The sequence below is a fragment of the Streptomyces sp. NPDC003011 genome, from assembly GCF_053591515.1.
This window is the reverse complement of the sequence record NZ_JBSFTY010000001.1, coordinates 21,158-40,867: the sequence shown is the minus strand read 5'-3', so window position 1 is coordinate 40,867 and position 19,710 is coordinate 21,158. Positions and strand designations below refer to the sequence as shown.

Here is a 19,710-nt window from a genome sequence, read left to right as displayed (position 1 = left end):
ACGGCACCAGCCGCCCGTCCCCTCGCCTACGGAGGTACTTGGTGGTTGCTTCGCCCGCAGCGTTCCGCACCGGTTCCACCGCTCTCGTGCGCGCCGTGGCCCAGCCCTCGCTGCCGTTCCCGCCATGCCCTGACCTCGATGACCGCTCGCCCAGTGGCTCGTCTGCCCGCGTGGCGTGGCTACGCGGGGTCTGGGCGAACAAGGACGTCGCCGAGGCACTCCAGCACTCCAGCCCGGTCCTGGCCGCACAGGTAGGGGCCCTGTGCACGGCCGAGCGCCCAGCCCTCCGTGATGTGCGGCGCGCGGCGCTGTCCGTGGCCCGCTACCTGCTGCGGGCCCAGCACCGGGCGACACCCTTCGGCCTGTTCGCCGGGGTGGCCACCGCGGAGTTCGGCCCGCAGGCGCGGGCCGACTGGGGCGAGGAGCACGTGGCCGTCGGCCGCGCGGGGACAGAGTGGCTGGCGGCCGTGGTCGAGCGGTTGGAGTCGTGTCCGGACCTCCTCGAACGGCTGCCCGTCGTTATCAACAACACCGTGACGTACCGGGGAGACCGGCTCATCGTGCCGTTCCAGCCCGATGCCCAGGACGACCGGACTCGCGCGGTCGAGGCGTCTGTGGCCCTGACCGGACCGGTGCGCGCGGTCCTTGCCGCGACCCGACTGCCGATCCGGTTCGGCACCCTCGTAGACAAGCTCCGGGCGGAGTTCCCCGAGGCCGGTCCCGAGAAGGCGCGTCAACTGCTGGCGGAGTTGATTCGGCGGCGGGTGCTGATCACGGGCCTGCACGCTCCGAGCACCGAGACCGATGCCCTCGGGTATCTGGTGGGCCAACTTGACGCGATCGACGCTGCAAGCCTTGCCCCGGTCGCGGAGAGCGTACGAGCACTCCACGCGGTCCGGGCGGGCCTGGAGGAGTGCGCCACGCACGGCGGCCGGGACAGCGTCGCAGCGCGGATGCGAGACCTCGTCCCTGGCCTGCGTCGCCACCCCGTCGCGCTCGACCTCCGCCTGGACGCGCAGATCGTTCTGCCTGAAGCGGTCGCTCGAGAGATCGAGCGCGCTGCTCTCATCCTGACCCGCTTGAGCATCCGCCCGTACGGGACCGCTGCCTGGAACGAGTACCACCAGCGGTTCTACGAGCGGTACGGCATCGGCACGATGGTGCCGCTCGTGGAGGCCGTGGCGGACAGCGGCACCGGCTATCCCGACGGCTATCCAGGCGCTCCGGCCAGCGCACGCAGGCCCCGCGTCTCCGCCCGGGATGACGCCCTCGTACGGCTGGCTCAGGCCGCCGCGCTCGACGGCCGTGACGAAGTGATCCTCACGGACGAACAGATCGAGGCCCTGGACATGGGTCCTGACGAGCCTCGGCTGCCGCCGCACTTGGAGATCGGGGTGCGGGTGCACGCGGCCAGCCTGGAGGAGTTGCCGCGTGAGCGGTTCCGGCTGGAGGTCGTGAGTGTGTCCCGTGGTGCCGGCGTCTCCATGGGCCGGTTCCTCAGCGTGCTGGCCCCCGCCGACCGGGAGGCCCTGGTCGCAGAGCTTGCCGACCTCCCGGCCGCAGACGGCAACACCATGCCCGCGCAGCTCTCTTTCCCGCCCCTGCTCCCCGAGAGCGCCCACGTCACCCGCTCCCCACATGTTCTACCCACCGTGATCAGCCTTCAGGAGCACCGCGCCCCGCAGGACACCGTCCTCACCCCGGAGGACTTGGCTGTGGGGTGCGACGGCCGTCGCATGTACCTCGCAGTCCCTGAGCGCGGACATCGCGTCGAGGCCATCGGGATGCACGCGCTGAACCTCCACACCCACACCCCGCCGCTGGTGCGGTTCCTCACCGAACTGTCCCGCGCCCAGTGCGCGCAGGTCACCGTCTTCGACTGGGGCGCCGCAGCGGCGATGCCGTTCCTGCCACGTCTGCGGTACGGCCGGACCGTGCTGGCCCCTGCACGCTGGCGGCTGGAAGCGTCCCAACTGCCCGGCCATGCCCGCCCTCGGGCCGAGTGGGACGCCGCACTCAGCGACTGGCGTGCCCGGCGGAGGCTGCCGCACCGCGTCTACCTAGTAGAGGATGACCGGCGCCTCTTCCTCGACATCGACGAGGCTGGCCACCGTGCGCTCCTGCGCAGACACCTCGATCATTCGCGCCTGGCCGTACTCGTCGAGGCCCCGGAACCAGAGGCGTACGGCTGGTGCGGCGGGCGAGTCCACGAGGTCGTGGTGCCCCTCAAAGCAACCAGGCCGTCGGCATGGCCGCCACTGCCAGCCCCCAGCCGTGCCCGTGCCCTGTCTGCGGCCCAGATACAGACGCCTGCCGCTTCCTCGGTTCTTCTGGCCGCCCTGTACGGCGACCCCCGCCGCCAAGACGTCTTGCTCTCCCGGCACTTGCCCGGCCTCCTCGCACGACTCGGCAACCCGCCGTGGTGGTTCATCCGCTTCCGCGACCCGGGCCAACACCTCCGCGTACGCATCGCTCTCTCCGACCCGGAAGCTTTCGCCGGCACGGCCCGAATGGTGAGCGCTTGGGCCGACCAGCTACGAGGCATCGGCCTGCTGGCCGACCTGCGCTATCCCACCTCCTACCGGGAGATGGGCCGCTGGGGCTCAGGCACCGCATGGGAGGCGGCCGAGGAGGTCTTCCGGGCGGACTCGCGCGCCATCCTGGCCCAGCTCGCGCAGCCACAGCGCCCCAGTCAGCGCACGCTGGTGGCGGCCCACACGGTCGCTATCACCTCCGCCTTCCTCGGCACCACCGAGGCTGGGATGCAGTGGCTGATCGACCATGTCTCGCCGACTGCACCCGTGGCCGTTCCACGCGCGCAGTTCACCGAGGCCGTACGGCTCGCCGACCCGAGCGACGACTGGTCGGCCCTGCGCAGCGTTCGAGGCGGAGACGCCATCGTGTCCGGATGGGCCGACCGGGAAGCGGCGCTCGCCGCGTACCGGCCGCACCTGCCCGGCCCGGACACCCAGGGCATCGCCGTCGACGACGTCCTGACCTCCCTGCTGCACGTCCACTTCGTGCGCCACGTCGCCGTGAACTTCCCGGAGGAAGAGGTGTGCCTCTACCTGGCGCGCGCCGCCGCCCTGGCCTGGACCGCCCGCACCCATGGGAGGGCCTCGTGACCGCTCACCCCACGCTAGGCCTGGTCGACGCCATCGCCGTCCGGCTCGCCGACCCCGACACCGTGCCCCTCGGCTCCAGAACGCTGTCCTGGGACCGGCAGCATCTCGCTTACGGCCCGCCCGGCATCGCGCTCCTGCACATCGAGCTGGCCGCGAACGGCCTCGCTCCGTGGCACCGTGCCCACGACTGGCTTGCCGCCGCCTCCCGGCAGCCGCTCACCAGCGGCCCGGACAGCCACCCCTTCTACGGAGTGCCCGCCTTCGCCCACGCCCTGGCCTGTGCCGCCGACCACCTTCCCGACTCCTACCAACGCGCCCTCGACACGATGGACGCCCAGATCGCAGTCGACGTCGGACGCCGTCTCGACGCCGCACACCGCCGCATCGACGCCGGACACCTGCCGCAGCTCGCCGAGTTCGACACCATCCGGGGCCTCACCGGATACGGCGCCTACCTACTGCGCCGAAACCCCGGCAGCTCCACGATGCGCGCCGTTCTCGACTACTGCGTGCGCCTCACCGAACCGATCACCCACCACGGCGAGACCCTGCCGGGCTGGTGGGCGGAGACCGGGCCCTCGGGCAGCCCAGACGACCGATTCCCCGGCGGGCACGCCAACACCGGTATGGCACACGGCATCGGCGGAGTGCTCGCGCTCCTGGCCCTCGCAACTCGGAACGGCTCCGTCACCGATGGGCACCACGCCGCACTGCGCACCACCCTGGCCTGGTTGGACCGCTGGAAGGAAAGGGCCAGCGGCGGACCGGTCTGGCCGTACTGGGTCACTCAGGGAGAGCTGCGCCGGGGGCGTCTCGGCTCGTTAGCCCTCAGGCGGCCGTCCTGGTGCTACGGCACCGCCGGCCTCGCCCGAGCCCAGCAACTTGCTGCGCTTGCGCTCGGCGATACCAGCCGCCAGATCGACGCGGAGAACGCACTCGTGGCCGCCCTCACCGACCCCGAGCAGCTGAAGGCCACGACGGACAACGGCCTCTGCCACGGGTTCGCCGGCCTCGCCCACGCTGCCGCGCGTACGGCCGACGACGCCCACCCCTCGACTGCGGGAGAACTCCGCGCCGCGATGCCGGCCCTGCTGGCTGCGGTCATTCCACCGGGCACCGACCCCGAACTCATGGCCACGGCGCTCATTCAGGACGAGGAAGGCGGCCCCGGCCTACTCGACGGGGCCGCCGGCATAGCCCTGGCCCTCCTGGCGCCCAGCACCGCCGCACCACCCCGGTCCGCCTGGGACACATGCCTCCTCATCGCCTGATACACCGACCGAAGGACCTCTATGCCTCCCGACCACTGGCAGCAGCACAACATCACCTTCGTCGAGCGCGAGAGGGCCCGGCGCACCATCGCCGAACGCCTCGGCCCCGCCCTGATCGAGGCCGAGACCGACGGGCAGCTCACCGGCTGGTGGTTCATGAACAAGCAGCCCTGGCCGCTGCGTTACCTCGCCGACGAGCCCTCACCAGCCATTGAGTCGCTCCTGAGTGATCTCATCGGCGACGGCGTGGCTGTGTCGTGTCTGCCCTGCATCTACGAGCCCGAGACCGACACGTTCGGCGGCCCGGAGGCCATGGACGCAGCCCACGAACTGTTCCACAGCGACTCCCTCCACCTGCTCACCTACCAGCAGAGCCCGATGCACTTGGGACGCCGGGAGACCGCCGTCCTGCTGGCGAGCGTCATGATGCGCGGTGCTGGACTCGACTGGTTCGAACAGGGCGACATATGGGCGAAGATCACGGCCCTTCGACCGGCCGCCAATCCACGACCACCCGAACGAGCCGCCGAACTGGCTCCGGCCATGCGGAAACTCATGACCGCCGATGCCCACAGCCTCTGCCGCCCGCGTGGCCCACTCCACGCGCACGAGGAATGGGTGACCGCCTTCGAACGGGCCGGAGCCACGCTCGCCGAACTCGCAGGCCGCGGCGCCCTCACCCGCGGCCTGCGAGCCGTCATCGCCCACCACGTGATCTTCCACGCCAACCGCGCCGGTCTCCTCCGGGACGACCAGAGCGCCCTGTCCCACATCGCACGAGAGGTAGTCATGGGAACGAGTGACCACACCGAGTTGCCCACCGAGGCAACGGCCGAGATCGATAGCGTCAGCGCGGTGAACACCGACACGATCGCCATCCCTACGGCGGACGCCGAGCGCCTCCGCAACGCCCTGGTCGACCAGCTTCGCGCGGACGGGCACGCCCGCACGACCGCCGTCGAGGCCGCGTTGCGGACCGTGCCCCGCCATGTGTTCGTGCCCGACGCGTCACTCGAAGACGCCTACGCCAACACACCGGTGCACATCAAGTACGACACCGACGGCACATCGATCTCCTGCGCCTCCCAGCCGGGCGTCGTCGCCCTCATGCTGGACCAACTCGACGCCCAGCCCGGCGAGCGCATCCTCGAACTCGGCGCCGGCACCGGCTACAACGCCGGCCTGCTCGCCCACCTGGTCGGCGAGAGCGGACACGTGACGACCCTCGACGTCGACGACGACCTCGTAGAGGGCGCCCGCGAGCACCTCGCCGCTGCCGGGATCACCAACGTCGAGGCCGTGACCCGCGACGGGGCACTCGGCTACGCCGAAGCAGCGCCGTACGACCGGATCATCGCCACCGTGGGCGCGCACGGCGTGCCGCACGCCTGGCTGCAGCAGCTCGCCCCCGACGGTCGGCTCCTCGTCCCCCAGCGACTGAAGGGCACGGTGTCCCGTTCCATCGCCTACGAGCAGCGTGATGGCCGGTGGGTGTCCCTCGGCAGCGAGATGAACACCTTCATGCCGCTTCGGCGGGGCATCGCCGACGACGACCGCCGCGTCATCCCGCTCAGTGGGGACGGCACTGTCCGGCTTCAGGCCCCCGCGGGGCAGCACATCGACACCGACGCCCTTGCCGGTGTGCTGGAGCAGCCCCGCACCGAGGAATGGACTGGCATGACGGTCCAGGCCATGGAGTCGCCGGAGTGGATGGAACTGTTCGTGGCCTGCTCCCTTCCCTCCGGCCTGATCCGGATGCTGTTCCCCCAGAGCGCCAAGGGCGGTGTGCTCACCGAGGATCCCTACCCCTCGTCGACCGCCGTCGTCGACAAGGGCGCCGTCACCTACCTGGCGCGGCGGCTGTCGGAGAAGAGGACCCCCGAGGGCGGAAAACTCTGGGAGTTCGGCGTCATCGGCCACGGTCCCGGCAGCGACGAACTGGCCGCGAAGGTCGCCGACGCCATCCGCACCTGGGACCGCGAATACCGCAGCCGCGAAGCCACGTTCGAGATGCAGCCCCTCGACGCCCCCAGCATCGAGCGGCGCCCCGGCCTCTTCGCTCTCGACACCCCGCTGAACCGCATCGTCGTCGACTGGCAGTGACGCCCCACGTGTGGCGGACGGTGCCCGCCGCGTACGGCCGGCGGGCACCGTCGCCTCACCAGTTCTCACTTATGCCTGGGGGACCCATGGACCCGCACGGACCCACAGCCCAACGCTTCCCGCTCGTTGCCCGATTCCGGCCCGCCTGCCTGCCTCTGCCCGAGCGTGTGCGCGCTCTCGTCGACCTGGCCGACACTGCGGTGAACAAGACCGACCAGGGGCTCGCATCAGCTGCCTACAACCAGGCCGCGCTCATAGCCTCCGATCTCGACCTTCCCCACCTCGCACGCCAGATGTGCCACCAGCACGCTGCTGCCTACCTCCACGCCTGCCCCCTGCCCGGCATGAGCGCAATCCGAGGGCTGGAACCCGTCGTCAACCTCGCCCGCCTCCAGATCCGCGCGGGCCGCGCTGATGAAGGCCGCCGGCGACTGCTCGACCTGCATGGGGCCGTCAAGGCGGGCGTAGACGCTCGGTTCGAGGGTGTCGAGGTACCCGCCGACCTCACCGCGACTGACGAGGACCGCCACGAGGTCCGTGCGTGGCTGTGGCGTGTGCTCCTCGCCGACGGCACGCGCACACTCACCACCAAGGGGCGCTGGGCCGAGGCCCTGACGCACATCGAAACTTACCGAGGCGTAGGCAAGCGGATGCTCGACGGACGCCAAGTCGCCATACTCGCCGCCCTCGTTGCGGGTGACACGGCACGGGCCGCCGTGCTCCTCGCCGACACGATGCCTGGCGATCCGTGGGAGCAAGCCGTTACGGCATGCCTGACCGTCCTGTGCCGCCGCGACGCCGGGCAGAGGGTCGACGGCCACCTGGCGGACCTGGCGGCCACCTATCTTGAGCGTCGGTCTGGACCTGGGATGACTGTCTTCGATGCCCGGCTCGGCCTTACCGTCCTCGACGCGATCGGTTCCGCCGATTCGCCCGCCGCGCACCGCATCGTCGAGGACCTCCACCGCAGGACGACGGAGGCCGAAGACGGCTACGCGGCCCGCGAGAACCTGGCTCACTCTCTGTTCACCGCGATCGCCACGGGCCGGCAAGTACAGGACTGCCGTGCACTGGTGCGTTCCTGCGCCCTCGGGGCAGGGACCATGCCGGACGAGTTGAAGGGCGAACTGACGGCGGCACTTCGCGCCAGCGACAGCGTGATCCGGGTAAGCCTTGCGTGCCCCTCAGATCTCGGGCGTGCAGCCCCTTTGGAGAGAGCCTGATGAACGCAGGGACCTGGGAGCTCGTCGAAGGGCTGGAGCTGCGTGCCCCCAGGTTGTCCACAAGGTCGTGATCAGCGCCGCCGTGCCTGTTGTGGCTGCGGAGCCGGGGCGGCTGCTGCCGTGTGGTCTGGGGCGGTGGGGCGCTGTGTGGTGCTTCGGGCCTGTGCTGCGTGGGCCCTGTGCTGCGCGGGCTCCTGCGCTGGGTGCCGGCCTTGCGTTGAGACGTTGTATGCGCCAGGTCAGGACTCGTGCGGGGCGGCGCGCGTCGTCCAGGGCGCGCGGGTCGGCGACCTGTTGGAGGAGCCGTTCCGGGTCGTGTCCGGCTGTTTCTGCCTCGGCGAGGGCGGCGGTGAGGGCTGCGAAAGCGGGGTCTTCGATGATCTGCTCCGCGTGCTCGGGCAGGATCTGGCGTAGGCGGCGGATGTTCCGGTCCACGGCCTGCTGGGGCGGCTGGCGCTGTGCAAGGGCGGCGAGCGGTGCGGCGGCTGCTTGGTCGTAGGTGGCCTGGAGGTGGAGCAGGGTCTGCTGGGCGGCGGTGACTTGTCGGTCGTGGTGGCGGAGCTGGTGCCAGCGGGCGGCGGCGATGACGAGCCTGCTCCCCGAAGCGGACCTGGCGATCGCCGAGGCCACAGCCAGGCTCGTACCGCGCGCCCGCGCCACTTCCGAAAACACCGCCCCCGAAGCGGAGGCCGAGCCCGACGACGCGGAGCATCCCGGCCCGGGGTCCGTGCCGGATGATGATGACCCGTTGGGAGAAATTCCGGAGATCAACTCTCCGTCCGCTCACGCACCGCTCACGCAAACGGCCCCGGACGAGGAGTCCGAGGCCGAGTAGAAGCCCTCCCTGGGGAAGAAACTCCAGGTCAGAGCGGTAATGCGTTGTGCCCCCGGCAGGATTCGAACCTGCGACACCCGCTTTAGGAGAGCGGTGCTCTATCCCCTGAGCTACGAAGGCAAGGCTGTGCGTCGCCGGGGTGGCGGCGTACGGCGTCAGTGTAGCGGGTGGGGGGTCTTCGGCTGGGGTGGGCGGTGGGGTGGGGCGGGGTTGACCTCAAGTTTGGTTGGGGTTTTACGGTCCTGGCATGCATCCCAACCCGCTCAAGATCGGTGTCGTCATCGGCAGCACGCGTGTCGGACGGTTCGCCGACACGGTCGCTGACTGGTTCATGTCCGAGGCCGGCCTGCGTGAGGACATGGACATCCATGTCATCGACCTGGCCGAGCCCGCTCTCGTCGATGAGCTCAAGCTGAGTTTCGACCGGTCCGGGGAGCGTTCCGGTGACGTTCCGGGGCTTGCCCAGCGGATCGGGGGCCTTGACGGGTTCGTCGTCGTCACGCCCGAGTACAACCACGGGTACCCGGCCTCCCTGAAGCTCGCCATCGACTACGTCTACAGCGAGTGGCGGGCCAAGCCGGTCGGGTTCGTCTCGTACGGCGGTATGGCCGGCGGGCAGCGGGCCGTGGAGCAACTGCGGCAGGTCTTCGCCGAGCTGCATGCCGTCACCCTGCGCGACACCGTGGGATTCCACATGGCCTGGGAGAAGTTCGACGAACAGGGGCGTCCCCGTGATGAGGACGGTGCCGCCAAGGCCGCCGGTGTGCTGCTCGACCAACTCGCCTGGTGGGGGCTGACCCTGCGGGAGGGACGGGCCGCCCGGCCCTACGACGGCTGACGTCAGCGAAGTCAGCAGCCGGCGGCACCTTTTCCTCAGTGCAGCGCCACCCGTACGAATCTTCCCGCCACCCCCAGCTCCGCCTCGATCCGCGCCGCCGTCGCTCTCAGCTCGGGCAGGATCTCGTCGACGCATTCCTCGGGCGTGCGGCGGGCCGCGTGCAGGGCCACGTTGGCCGCGGCGACCACCCTGCCGGTGCGGTCGTGGATCGGGACCGCGATCGAGCGCAGGCCCTCCTCCCACTCCTCGTCGAGGAGGGCGTAGCCCCGCCGTCGTACGTCGTCCAGGATCCGTCCCGGTAGGGAACCCGGCACGGAAGGTGTGTGGGACATCCCGTCCCGCTGCGCCAGCAGTACCTGGCCCAGTGACGTCGCCGGGGCCGGCAGGCGGGTGCCGACTGTGATGTCCACGCTCATCACGCGGTGCGCGGCTGCCCGGGCCGTGTAGTGGATCTCCTCGCCCGTCGGGGACAGGACCGCCAGTGACGCCGACTCGTGGAGCCGGGCGGCGAGGTCCGCCAGGTGAGGGTCGGCGATGCGGGGGAGGGAGGTACGGGAGAGGGGCGGGAAGCCGAGGGACAGGACGCGCGGGGTGAGCGCGAACGCCCGGTGCGGGACCGGGGTCACCAGGCCCAGGTACTCGTACGTGATCAGCGCCCGGCGTGCGGTCGCGCGTGCCAGGCCCGTAGCCTTCGCGACCTCCGTCAGGGTCAGCGCCGGCCTGCCCTCGCCGAACGCCGTCAGTACGGTCAGCCCGCGGGCCAGCGACTCGACGAACTCCCGGCCCAGCTCCTGCTTCGACGCCCCGGTCCAGGCCGCCAGTCCCGACGGGGCCACCATCTCCGGCTCACCCGGCCCGGGTGCCGCTCCGGCCTCCCGCAGCGCGCGTTCCATGTCGGTGACCGCCGCCCGTAGCCGGGGGAGCAGTGCGTCGCGCAGGTGGGTCGCGGTGTGCCGGCTCGTGTGGCTCACCACGCTCGCCACGCAGGCGATCCGGCCGGTACGGGGATCCCGTACGGGTACGGAGACGGCGACCAGCCCCGGTTCGATCAACTGGTCGTCCAGCGCCCAGCCGTCCTGCCGTGCCCGCGCGGCACGTTGCTCGAAGTCCCGGCCGGATGCGGGATGTTCGCGCGGCGGTACGGCCGGGAAGCCCCGGTCCTCCGGGTCCGCCGCCCGGCGTGAGCGCCACGCCTGCCACTCGTCGTCCGTCCACTCCGACGCGAACAGCGGGCCGGGGGCGGTGCGTTCGGCCGGGAGCAGGTCGCCGATGCGGAAGCTGAGGGACATGGCGCGGCGGCGGGTGGCCTGGTGGATGAAGCGGATGCCGTCGAGGTCGCCGACCGCCAGGGAGACCGACTCGTCGAGCTCGTCGGCGAGCGCGTCCGCGCGTGCGGCCAGCAGCGCGGGCAGGCGCAGGGCGGCCAGGTAGGCGTTGCCCAGTTCCATCAGGCGGGGGGCGAGGACCACGTCCCGGCCGTCGAGACGGACGTATCCCATGCGGGCGAGGGTGGAGGTGATCCGGTCCACCGTGGAACGGGCGAGACCGGTGGCGCGTTCCAGCCCGCTCGGGCTCGACCGCCCGCCGGCCTCGGTCAGCTGCCGCAGCACACCGACACCCCGGATCAACGGCGTGACCGCCTCGGGCGGCACGTCAGCCCTCTCGAGCGGCGGTGCGCCGATGCCCGCAGGTGCGCCGCCTGCCGGTGCGCCGCCCGCCGGAGTGCCGCGCCTCGGTGAGCCGGCCGCCCGTGTACTGGCTCCCCGGGCGCCGGTCGCGGGTTGGCCGGTCGCGGGTGCGCCGCTCGCCTCCGCGCCGCCCGCCTGCACATCACTCGCCCCCGCGCCGCTCACCCCCGCACCATCCGCCTCCGTCCCCGCCTCAGCCGCCGAACCGTCGGCGGAGGGTTCAGCCGGTCCCGCGGTGTCCCACGGCGGGGGCTCGTTCAAGGGTGTCTCAGCTGGCATCGGTTCTCCGGTACGGCGGTCGCGGCAGCCCTACCGTAATCCGGGAGCCGCCTCTCACCACGCCGTGCCCCGGCAACCGGCCGTTCCCGGAGCCGGAGCCGGAGCCGGAGCCGGAGCCGGAGCCGGAGCCGTTGCCGCTCCGCCGCCGCTCCTCACCCCGCCCCCCCGCCACCACCACCCGGTGGTTCCCGGAAGGGCCCGCCCCCCACCTCCTCACGGCCCCGCGATCCGCGGAAAAAGGCACTCCCCGCTCTCCCCGCTCTCCCGGCCCTCCCCTCCCTCACCCCCGCGTCACCACCACCCGGTAGTTCCCGGATAGATCGGCCCCCGCCACCGCGATGCGTATGTCTCTCCTCGTGTCCCGGAAGTCCTCGCCGGGGGCGAACGGGGCGTCGGAGAGTTCCGCGTGGACGTTCGGGGAGCGGGTGCACCCGCCGCTGTCGCGGTGGGAGTCGTACACCGTGACCGGGCCCTGGCCGGTGTCCACGTCCGCGTCGACCCGGTAGATCAGGACGCCCGGGCGGCACACGGTCTCGTCGTTGCCCCCGCGGGTGCGCAACTCGACGGCGTAGCCGGTCCGTCGGCCGACGGGGACGACGACCAGCTTCGAACCGCCCGCCCGGGCCAGCGGCGTCAGCGTGTGCTCCGTCGTCCCGGGCGTCGTCACGCAGTCCACCTGGCCCGCGTCCAGCCAGCCGAGCTTCCACTTGTGCCAGCCCAGCAGGTCGTTGTTGGCGCCCCAGTCCTCGCTCATGATGTCCCAGTGGCCGACCGCGCCGCCGCCCTCCTGGGTGTACAGGTCGGGCAGGCCGAAGACGTGGCCGTTCTCGTGCGGGAGGACGCGGTAGCCGGTCTTGTCGTAGGAGCCGGAGCCGTCGTCCTGGCGGGAGTAGACGAAGGAGGCGTTCGCGACGGGGACGCCGTCGGCGACCGGTGCCTCCGTGTTGCCGGCGAAGGTGACGGACAGGACCGTGTCCAGGGCCGACGGGCCGGCGTTCGGTGTCACCAGCACGTTCAGGAAGTCGTACGACCGGAAGTCCACCTGCGGATCGGCCGCGGCCACCATGTCCTGGACCAGCTGCCGGTACCCGGGGTCGAAGGGGGCGCCGCGTTCTATGCCGTAGGCGCTGAACGGCTTGGGCATCCGCAGCCAGCCGGGGACCGGGGTCTCGGGGCGGTAGTCGAGACGGCCGTAGGAACTGGTGCGGAACCACTCCCGGGTCTGCGGGAAGAACTCGCGGAAGCGGTCGAGGGCGCTGCCCTGGCCGGGGGCGTCGGAGAAGTCGACCATCAGGGTGAGGGCGCGGACGGTGCCGGTGGAGCGGGAGTAGCCGCCGGGGGTGGGGAGGCCCTCCGACATCTCGACGGCCGGGCCGCCGCTGATCATGCAGGGGCCGTGGGTGGCGGAGTGGGCGAGGGCGGTCGGACCCGCTCCGGCCGTCGCGGGGCCCGGGGGGAGGTGTCCGGTGCCGGCCGTGGTGCTGACCGCGAGGGTCAGCGCGGTCACCGACGCCAGGGCGGCCACGCGGCGCCGGCGTATCCGGCGGCGGAGGCGCGGTTCCGGGGAGGCGCCCGCCCCTTCCCGGGGTTCCCCAGACTGCGGCTGCATGGATGGCCCCTTCGGTCGGCCCCTTCGGTCAGCGGCAGCCGCCGGCTTGAAGGCTGCGCCCTTTCGATCACCCTGAGACGAGGGGTTCGCGGGCGCGCGCCGGGAGAGGCCGAACGTGGGTTTCCCCGAAGGGGGTATGTGACTCAGGTCACAGGAAATCGTCCGCTGGGCGGGAAATAACCGGGGACCACTTCCCCGTTTAGCCATGTGTCGGATCGAAACGGGGAGCCTTTCCCCGGATCGCGAACCGTCGCCTGATCCAACGCATCATCCAAGGCCTGATCCAAAGCCTGACCCAAGGCCGCCTCATCCATCGTCTGATCCAACGTCTCGCTCATCGCCACCACCAGCCTCAGGAGTACGCCGTGCAGACCGCGACCCCCGTGCAGCGCAAGGCGACCCGGCCGCGTGCCGACGCCCTGCGCAACCGGGAGCGGATCGTCACCGCCGCCCGGGAGATGTTGACCGAGTTCGGCCCCGACGTGCCGCTCGACGAGATCGCCCGACGGGCCGGCGTCGGCAACGCCACGCTGTACCGCAACTTCCCGGACCGGGACGCCCTGGTCCGTGAGGTCGTGTGTTCGGTCATGGACCGGACCGCGGAGGCGGCCGAGCAGGCGCTCGCGGAGAACGGCGACGCCTTCGCGGCGCTGGAGCGCTTCGTGCACGTCGCCGCCGACGAGCGGATCAGCGCGCTGTGCCCGATGGCCGTCAGCACCTTCGACCAGCACCACCCCGACCTGGTGGCGGCGCGGGAGCGGGTCGAGCAGCTCATCGGCGAGCTCATGGACCACGCCAAGGGGGCCGGACAGCTCCGCACCGACGTGGGTGTGGGCGACCTGATGGTCGCCGTGGCCCAGCTCAGCCGGCCCCCGGCGGGGACCGGGTGCGTCAGCGCCGACCGCTTCGTGCACCGTCATCTCCAGCTGTTCCTGGACGGACTGCGGGCCCCGGCCCGTTCTGTCCTGACGGGCACGGCCGTGACCATGGAGGACCTGCGGCTGACCTGACCGACCAGTTAGGCGCTCCACACGCCAGTCACCACACGCCAGTTGCCAAACGCCAATCGCCACACGCCGATCACCACACGCCAGTCACCGCCCGGCAATCACCGGAACCGGTCGCCCCACCGACCGGTTTCCACCGACCAGGCCCCCCACAGACTCCGGCCGTCACCGTTGACGAGTCGTTCCTTCGCCACACCCGTTGAGAAGACTTTTCCACCACTACGTCCCGTATTTACGTCCCGTATTTACGTCCCGTTTTTCCGTTACGAAGTCCCGGAGTGGGTACAGCCATGTCTGAAACAGCACATGCCAATCGCTGGAAGGCGCTGACGTTCATCGCGCTCGCCCAGCTGATGGTCGTCCTGGACGCGACCATCGTGAACATCGCGCTGCCGTCCGCCCAGCAGGACCTCGGCATATCCGACGGCAACCGCCAGTGGGTCATCACGGCCTACGCCCTGGCCTTCGGCGGTCTGCTGCTCTTCGGCGGCCGTATCGCCGACCTGTGGGGCCGCAAGCGCACCTTCGTCGCCGGGCTGATCGGCTTCGCCGGCGCGTCCGCCCTCGGTGGCGCGGCCACCAACGAGGCGATGATGCTCGGTGCCCGTGCCCTCCAGGGTGCGTTCGGCGCGCTGCTCGCGCCCGCCGCGCTCTCGCTGCTCGCCGTGATGTTCACGGAGCCCAAGGAGCGCGCCAAGGCGTTCGGCATCTACGGTGCGATCGCCGGTGGCGGCGGCGCCGTGGGCTTCATCCTCGGCGGTGTCCTCACCGAGTACCTCGACTGGCGCTGGACGTTCTTCGTGAACATCCCGTTCGCGGTCATCGCCGCCGCGGGCGCGTACTTCGTCATCCGTGAGCCCGAGGGCGGCCGCAACCGCTCGCCGCTCGACATCCCGGGTGTCGTCCTGTCCACGCTCGGTCTGGTCTCCCTCGTCTACGGCTTCACCCGCGCCGAGTCCGAGGGCTGGGGCGACTCGATGACGGTCGGCCTGTTCGTCGCCTCGGCCGTCCTGCTCGCCGCGTTCGTGTTCACCGAGTCCAAGGTCAAGGCCCCGCTGCTGCCGCTGCGCGTCCTCACCGAGCGCAACCGCGGAGGCGTCTACCTCTCCCTCGGTCTCGCGATCATCGCGATGTTCGGCCTGTTCCTCTTCCTGACCTACTACCTGCAGATCGTGAAGGGCTACACGCCGGTCAAGACCGGCCTCGCCTTCCTGCCGATGATCGGCGGCATGATGGTGGGCTCCACGCAGATCGGCACCCGCCTGATGACGCGGGTTCCCCCGCGCCTGCTGATGGCTCCGGGCTTCCTGGTCGCCGCGGCCGGCATGCTCTTCCTCACCCAGCTGGAGATCGGCTCCTCGTACGCCGGCGTGATCCTTCCGGGGATGGTGCTGCTCGGCCTCGGCATGGGTACGGCGTTCATGCCGGCCATGTCCCTGTCCACCCAGGGTGTCGAGCCGCGTGACTCCGGTGTCGCCTCCGCGATGGTCAACACCTCGCAGCAGGTGGGCGGCGCGATCGGTACCGCCCTGCTGAACACGATCGCCGCCTCGGCGACGACCTCGTACATCAAGGACAACATCGGCGGTGCCGGTTCCCAGGCCCAGCAGCAGCTGGTCCAGCTGGAGGGCCAGGTGCACGGGTACACCACCGCGATCTGGTTCGCCGTCGGCATCCTCGTGGCCGCCGCGGCGGTCGCCGCGACCTTCATCACCGCCGGCAAGCCGGGCTCCACCACGGTGACCGGCTCCGGCGGCAGTGTCGAGGACGAGCTGCCGGTGCCGGTGATCGCGCACTGACGGCGGCCGTCCGGCCGTATCCCTCCGGGCCTTCGGGCCTTCGAGTTCCTTCGGGCCATCGGTACGTACGGGGAGGGGACGCCCCGTACGTACCTCCCACAGGACCTGCCCTGGCTGCCCGGCCGCGCTCCGCGGTCAGCGCAGCCAGGGCAGGTCCGCACCCGCTTCGTTCGGCTGGAGTCCCTCGGCGACGATCTCCATGATCTCGCCGAGGGACTTCTGCTGTTCCGGGGTGAGCCGGTCGAACACCGCGTTGCGTACGGTGGCCACATGGCCCGGCGCGGCCTGCCGGAGCACTTCCCGGCCCTGCTCGGTGAGCACCGCGAACTGGCCCCGCTTGTCGGAGGGGCAGTCCTCGCGGCGCACCCAGCCGTTCTTCTCCAGACGGGCGACGGCGTGCGAGAGGCGGGAGCGGGTGATCTTCGCGTGCATGGCGAGTTCGGTCATGCGCAGCCGCCGCTGCGGCGACTCGGCGAGCTTGACGAGAAGGCCGTAGTAGATGTGCGGCAGGCCGGCGTCCCGTTGGAGCTGTCGGTCCAGGTGGTCCTCGAGGAGCATCGTGGCGTGCAGGTAGGAGCGCCACACACGCTGCTCCTCGTCGGTGAGCCAGCGAGGTTCCTCAGCGCGCGCGGATGCGGATGCCGTGTTCATGTATCCCACTGTACGAGAGTTCTCCTTGAATCTTAAACAAGTGCGGCGTACACTCAGTGGAGTCATAGCTTGAGGTTTCAAGCGTCTGTCCTTCCGGAGGGAGCCGCCCCATGTCCGCCGCCACCGAGGAGCGCATGCCGGCCCTCTACCTCAGTCACGGCGCCCCGCCGCTCGCGGACGACCCGGTCTGGCCCGGCGAACTCGCCGCGTGGTCGGCCGGCCTGCCACGCCCCAAGGCGATCCTCATGGTCTCCGCCCACTGGGAGGAGGCCCCGCTCGCCCTCGGCGCCATCGAGACGGTCCCCCTTGTCTATGACTTCTGGGGCTTCCCAGAGCACTACTACCAGGTGCGGTACGAGGCGCCCGGCGCCCCCGAACTCGCCGCGTCCGTACGGAAGCTGCTGCGGGCGCCCGGCATCCCGGTGCAGGACATCCCGGACCGCGGCCTCGACCACGGCGCGTACGTCCCGCTGGTCGAGATGTTCCCCGAGGCCGACATCCCGGTCCTGCAGATCTCCATGCCGACCCTCGACCCGGTGCGGCTCATGGAGATCGGCCGCAAGCTCGCGCCGCTGCGCGACGAGGGCGTGCTGATCGTCGGCTCCGGCTTCTTCACCCACAACCTGGCCGCGCTGCGGCACACCGGCCCGGGAGTGCCGGCCTGGTCCTCGGAGTTCGACGACTGGGGCCGCCGGGCCCTGGAGTCCCGCGACTGGGACGCCCTGCTGGACTTCCTCCACAAGGCCCCGGCCGGCCGCTACGCCCACCCGCGCACCGAGCACTTCGCCCCGCTGTTCGTGACCATGGGCGCGGCGGAGGCCGGCGGCGAGCTGGACGCCCAGAAGTCCGTGATCGACGGTTTCTGGCTGGGAATGGCGAAGCGGTCGGTGCAGTTCGGCTGAGGAGGGGGCCCGGGCACTCGCACGGCACGCGCGGCACTCGCGCGGCACGGCACGGCACTCGCGCGATCCGTGCCGTGAGTTCCCGCGGTCTCGGCCGGAGGTTCGCGGCAGCCCCTAGAGATCCTTCTCGTACCAGGCCACGTCCCAGTAGCGGCCGAACTTCCGGCCCACTTCCCGGTACGTGCCGACGTACCGGAATCCGAAGCGCTCGTGCAGTCGCGTGGACGCTTCGTTGGGCTGGGCGATGCCCGCGTAGGCGCGGTGCAGATCCTCGCCGGACAGGGCCGCGAAGAGGGCCTTGTAGAGGAGCGTGCCGACCCCCTGGCCGCCCGCGTCCGGGGCGAGGTAGACGGTGACCTCCACGGAGGTCGCGTACGCGGGCTTCGCGCGATAAGGGCTGGATGTGGCGTAGCCCAGAATCTCCTGTGTGTCCGCCCGCGTGGCAACCATCAGGCGGAACGGGCCGTCTTCAGGGTGAGAGAGCAGCCAGGGGCGGCGCTCCTCCGGAGTGAAGGCCACGGTGTCAAACGTGATGGACGTCTCACGCACGTAGTGGTTGTAGAGGTCGGTGAGAGCCTTGAGATCCCCCTCGACTCCCGGTCTGACCTGCACCTCTGTATATCCCGACAGCACCGTGCCTCCTCACGTGGCCGGACAGGGTACTGCATGATCAGAAAAATAGAGGGGTGCGTTGGGAATTCTGTCCGGATTCCAGTCGTTGTTTCCATCGGAAGCAGGGCACCCGAGGAGAGTGCCCAGCGTCTCAAGGACCACCCGCTGACCTCACCATCGCAAGGGAGCACGCATGGCAACCCGTGCCGTCGCCCGTCGTCAGTCCGCCACCGGCGGGACCGACGCGGCAAGCAGTGTTCGCACCCATGGCGGCGAGATCGCCGACCGCGACCTGGTCGGCATGTACCTCGACGAGATCGCGCGTACGCCTCTGCTCGACGCCGCCAAGGAAGTCGAGCTGTCCCAGATCATCGAGGCGGGTGTGTTCGCGCGACAGATCCTCGACGGATACGAGGAGTCCCCGGCGGACGCCTCCCGCGAGGAGCTCCAGGCCCTCGTCGACGAGAGCGAGCGCGCCAAGGACGTCTTCATCCGCTCCAACCTCCGGCTGGTCGTCGCCGTGGCCCGCCGCTACCCCCGCAGCGGCCTCCCGCTCCTCGACCTCATCCAGGAGGGCAACGCCGGGCTGGTGCGCGCGGTCGAGAAGTTCGACTACCGCAAGGGCTTCAAGTTCTCGACGTACGCGACCTGGTGGATCCGTCAGGCCATCACCCGCTCCATAGCGGACCAGTCGCGCACCATCCGGCTGCCCGTCCACCTGGTGGAGGAGCTGGGCCGGATCCGGCGCGTGCAGCGCGAGTTCAACCGCGAGCACGGCCGCGACCCGGAGCCCGCGGAGATCGCCGCCGAGCTCGACTCGAACCCGGCCCGCGTGACGGACGTCCTGGACTGGGCCCGCGACCCGGTCTCCCTCAACATGCCGGTGGACGACGCGGGCGAGACCCAGTTCGGCGACCTCCTGGAGGACGCGTCGGCGGTCTCCCCGGAGCAGTCCGTCCTGACCCTGCTGCGCAGCGAGGAGCTCGACGACCTCATCGGCCGCCTCGACCAGCGCACGGCGTCCATCATCAAGATGCGGTACGGCATCGAGGACGGCCGGGAGCGCACGCTCACCGAGGTCGGCAAGGAGCACGGCCTCACGCGCGAACGCATCCGCCAGATCGAGAAGCACGCCCTGCTGGAACTGAAGAAGCTGGCGCGGGACACGGGGTTCGACGCGGCGGCGTGAGCCCGAGGTCTGGTGCGAGCCCGAAGTCCGGTGTGAGCCCAAGGCCCGGCGTGAGCCTGAGGCCCGGTGTGAGCCCGAACTCCGGTGTGAGGCGGGCCTGTCCGAGCCGGGTCCGTTCGAGCCGGGTCTGTTCGAGCGCCGGCCCGTTACCTCACAGCCGGGTCCGTTCGTGCCGGCAGTCCCCGCCGGCGTCGGCGCGTGGGCGAGCCGGTGCCGGGTGGCGCCGGTGCGGTGCGGGCCACGGCGCGGGCGGGTTCGTGCGCGCAGGGCGGCGTGCGACCGGTGCCGCCCCCGCGTCGGCCGCGTACGCCGGGTGGCGAAAGACAGCGCAAACATGGCGGTGTAACGCCGCTTCAATCGGCTGGACCCGGGAACAAAACTTCAGGGTCCATGAGTTCGAACCCCGGGCCGGGTTCCCACCGGCACCTTCGGTCCCGCTCAGCCCCCAGAGCCACGTCCCGTCGCACTCCCCCCGGCGCCGGGACTCTCCCCGAGCCGGGCTCCGGCGCCCTCCCCCCGGGGCGCCGGGGTCCGGCTCGCTTTCTGTCCCCGGCCCAGCCCCGTCATCCGTCCGGCCCC

Annotated in this window: 15 protein-coding genes, 1 tRNA gene and 1 pseudogene; 10 read left to right on the top strand and 7 right to left on the bottom strand. The window is 71.0% G+C overall.

From position 1 onward, the window contains the following. The first annotated feature begins 170 nt into the window (after nucleotides 1–170). From ACWD0J_RS00180 to ACWD0J_RS00165, 4 genes are all read left to right on the top strand, one after another. Entirely contained in the window at nucleotides 171–3,125 is a 2,955-nt protein-coding gene (locus tag ACWD0J_RS00180) for a lantibiotic dehydratase (RefSeq protein ID WP_451493423.1), read from the top strand. Then, complete coding sequence (locus tag ACWD0J_RS00175) at nucleotides 3,122–4,396, top strand: lanthionine synthetase C family protein (protein ID WP_451493422.1); 1,275 nt, start codon at nucleotides 3,122–3,124, stop codon at nucleotides 4,394–4,396. Before ACWD0J_RS00180 ends, ACWD0J_RS00175 begins: the two co-directional genes overlap by 4 nt. A gap of 21 nt (nucleotides 4,397–4,417) precedes the next feature. Continuing rightward, nucleotides 4,418–6,499 carry a methyltransferase, FxLD system gene (gene fxlM / locus ACWD0J_RS00170; protein ID WP_451493421.1) on the top strand — a complete coding sequence of 694 codons (2,082 nt, stop codon included), beginning with the start codon at nucleotides 4,418–4,420 and terminating at the stop codon, nucleotides 6,497–6,499. Nucleotides 6,500–6,585: 86 nt separating this feature from the next. After that, on the top strand, nucleotides 6,586–7,722 hold the full coding sequence (locus tag ACWD0J_RS00165) for a hypothetical protein (protein WP_451493420.1): 1,137 nt from the start codon (nucleotides 6,586–6,588) through the stop codon (nucleotides 7,720–7,722). 71 nt (nucleotides 7,723–7,793) lie between these two features. On the opposite strand, the pseudogene ACWD0J_RS00160 reads toward ACWD0J_RS00165, so the two are convergent. After that, nucleotides 7,794–8,313: pseudogene (locus ACWD0J_RS00160) on the bottom strand (mobilization protein); the annotation flags it as partial. Between ACWD0J_RS00160 and ACWD0J_RS00155 the strand changes: the two are divergent. Continuing rightward, nucleotides 8,306–8,557, top strand: coding sequence for a hypothetical protein (locus tag ACWD0J_RS00155; RefSeq protein WP_451493645.1), 252 nt, complete (start codon nucleotides 8,306–8,308; stop codon nucleotides 8,555–8,557). The pseudogene ACWD0J_RS00160 and the gene ACWD0J_RS00155 overlap by 8 nt on opposite strands. A 47-nt stretch (nucleotides 8,558–8,604) precedes the next feature. Here the strand turns inward: ACWD0J_RS00155 and ACWD0J_RS00150 are convergent. Then, nucleotides 8,605–8,677 (bottom strand) — tRNA-Arg (locus ACWD0J_RS00150). A 127-nt stretch (nucleotides 8,678–8,804) separates the two neighbouring features. Between ACWD0J_RS00150 and ACWD0J_RS00145 the strand changes: the two genes are divergently transcribed. Continuing rightward, nucleotides 8,805–9,395, top strand: a complete 591-nt coding sequence (locus ACWD0J_RS00145) for an NADPH-dependent FMN reductase (protein ID WP_451493419.1) — start codon at nucleotides 8,805–8,807, stop codon at nucleotides 9,393–9,395. 35 nt (nucleotides 9,396–9,430) lie between these two features. Here ACWD0J_RS00145 and ACWD0J_RS00140 read toward each other — a convergent pair whose 3' ends face one another. From ACWD0J_RS00140 to ACWD0J_RS00130, 3 genes are all read right to left on the bottom strand, one after another. Continuing rightward, nucleotides 9,431–11,047: an IclR family transcriptional regulator domain-containing protein gene (locus ACWD0J_RS00140; protein ID WP_451493418.1), complete on the bottom strand. Its 1,617-nt coding sequence runs from the start codon at nucleotides 11,045–11,047 to the stop codon at nucleotides 9,431–9,433. 595 nt (nucleotides 11,048–11,642) lie between these two features. Further along, the gene (locus tag ACWD0J_RS00135) at nucleotides 11,643–12,971 is read right to left on the bottom strand and encodes a M6 family metalloprotease domain-containing protein (protein ID WP_451493417.1); all 1,329 of its coding nucleotides are present in this window, start codon (nucleotides 12,969–12,971) and stop codon (nucleotides 11,643–11,645) included. Nucleotides 12,972–13,114: 143 nt separating this feature from the next. After that, a complete protein-coding gene (locus tag ACWD0J_RS00130; RefSeq protein ID WP_451493416.1) occupies nucleotides 13,115–13,309 on the bottom strand; it encodes a hypothetical protein in 195 nt (64 codons plus the stop codon). Between the two features lie 27 nt (nucleotides 13,310–13,336). On the opposite strand from ACWD0J_RS00130, the gene ACWD0J_RS00125 reads away from it, so the two are divergent. Then, nucleotides 13,337–13,981, top strand: coding sequence for a TetR/AcrR family transcriptional regulator (locus tag ACWD0J_RS00125; protein ID WP_451493415.1), 645 nt, complete (start codon nucleotides 13,337–13,339; stop codon nucleotides 13,979–13,981). A gap of 287 nt (nucleotides 13,982–14,268) precedes the next feature. Then, nucleotides 14,269–15,777 (top strand): MFS transporter, encoded by a 1,509-nt coding sequence (locus tag ACWD0J_RS00120; RefSeq protein ID WP_451493414.1) that lies wholly within the window; start codon nucleotides 14,269–14,271, stop codon nucleotides 15,775–15,777. A gap of 135 nt (nucleotides 15,778–15,912) precedes the next feature. On the opposite strand, the gene ACWD0J_RS00115 is transcribed toward ACWD0J_RS00120, so the two are convergent. Beyond that, the gene (locus ACWD0J_RS00115) at nucleotides 15,913–16,428 is read right to left on the bottom strand and encodes a MarR family winged helix-turn-helix transcriptional regulator (protein WP_451493413.1); all 516 of its coding nucleotides are present in this window, start codon (nucleotides 16,426–16,428) and stop codon (nucleotides 15,913–15,915) included. Nucleotides 16,429–16,538: 110 nt separating this feature from the next. Here ACWD0J_RS00115 and ACWD0J_RS00110 point away from each other — a divergent pair, with 110 nt between their 5' ends. Continuing rightward, the gene (locus ACWD0J_RS00110; RefSeq protein WP_451493412.1) at nucleotides 16,539–17,330 is read left to right on the top strand and encodes a dioxygenase family protein; all 792 of its coding nucleotides are present in this window, start codon (nucleotides 16,539–16,541) and stop codon (nucleotides 17,328–17,330) included. A 114-nt stretch (nucleotides 17,331–17,444) separates the two neighbouring features. Here ACWD0J_RS00110 and ACWD0J_RS00105 read toward each other — a convergent pair whose 3' ends face one another. After that, nucleotides 17,445–17,963 (bottom strand): N-acetyltransferase family protein, encoded by a 519-nt coding sequence (locus ACWD0J_RS00105; RefSeq protein WP_451493411.1) that lies wholly within the window; start codon nucleotides 17,961–17,963, stop codon nucleotides 17,445–17,447. A 172-nt stretch (nucleotides 17,964–18,135) separates the two neighbouring features. On the opposite strand from ACWD0J_RS00105, the gene ACWD0J_RS00100 reads away from it, so the two are divergent. Further along, nucleotides 18,136–19,131 (top strand): sigma-70 family RNA polymerase sigma factor, encoded by a 996-nt coding sequence (locus ACWD0J_RS00100; RefSeq protein WP_451493410.1) that lies wholly within the window; start codon nucleotides 18,136–18,138, stop codon nucleotides 19,129–19,131. Nucleotides 19,132–19,710: the final 579 nt, after the last annotated feature.

What these genes read in the sequence shown, in the direction of transcription:
- fxlM (WP_451493421.1), top strand. Translation starts at nt 4,418, where the DNA reads ATGCCTCCCGACCACTGGCAGCAGCACAACATCACCTTCGTCGAGCGC.
- ACWD0J_RS00165 (WP_451493420.1), top strand. Translation starts at nt 6,586, where the DNA reads ATGGACCCGCACGGACCCACAGCCCAACGCTTCCCGCTCGTTGCCCGA.
- ACWD0J_RS00155 (WP_451493645.1), top strand. Translation starts at nt 8,306, where the DNA reads ATGACGAGCCTGCTCCCCGAAGCGGACCTGGCGATCGCCGAGGCCACA.
- ACWD0J_RS00145 (WP_451493419.1), top strand. Translation starts at nt 8,805, where the DNA reads ATGCATCCCAACCCGCTCAAGATCGGTGTCGTCATCGGCAGCACGCGT.
- ACWD0J_RS00135 (WP_451493417.1), bottom strand. Translation starts at nt 12,971, where the DNA reads ATGCAGCCGCAGTCTGGGGAACCCCGGGAAGGGGCGGGCGCCTCCCCG.
- ACWD0J_RS00130 (WP_451493416.1), bottom strand. Translation starts at nt 13,309, where the DNA reads ATGAGCGAGACGTTGGATCAGACGATGGATGAGGCGGCCTTGGGTCAG.
- ACWD0J_RS00120 (WP_451493414.1), top strand. Translation starts at nt 14,269, where the DNA reads ATGTCTGAAACAGCACATGCCAATCGCTGGAAGGCGCTGACGTTCATC.
- ACWD0J_RS00115 (WP_451493413.1), bottom strand. Translation starts at nt 16,428, where the DNA reads ATGAACACGGCATCCGCATCCGCGCGCGCTGAGGAACCTCGCTGGCTC.
- ACWD0J_RS00110 (WP_451493412.1), top strand. Translation starts at nt 16,539, where the DNA reads ATGTCCGCCGCCACCGAGGAGCGCATGCCGGCCCTCTACCTCAGTCAC.
- ACWD0J_RS00100 (WP_451493410.1), top strand. Translation starts at nt 18,136, where the DNA reads ATGGCAACCCGTGCCGTCGCCCGTCGTCAGTCCGCCACCGGCGGGACC.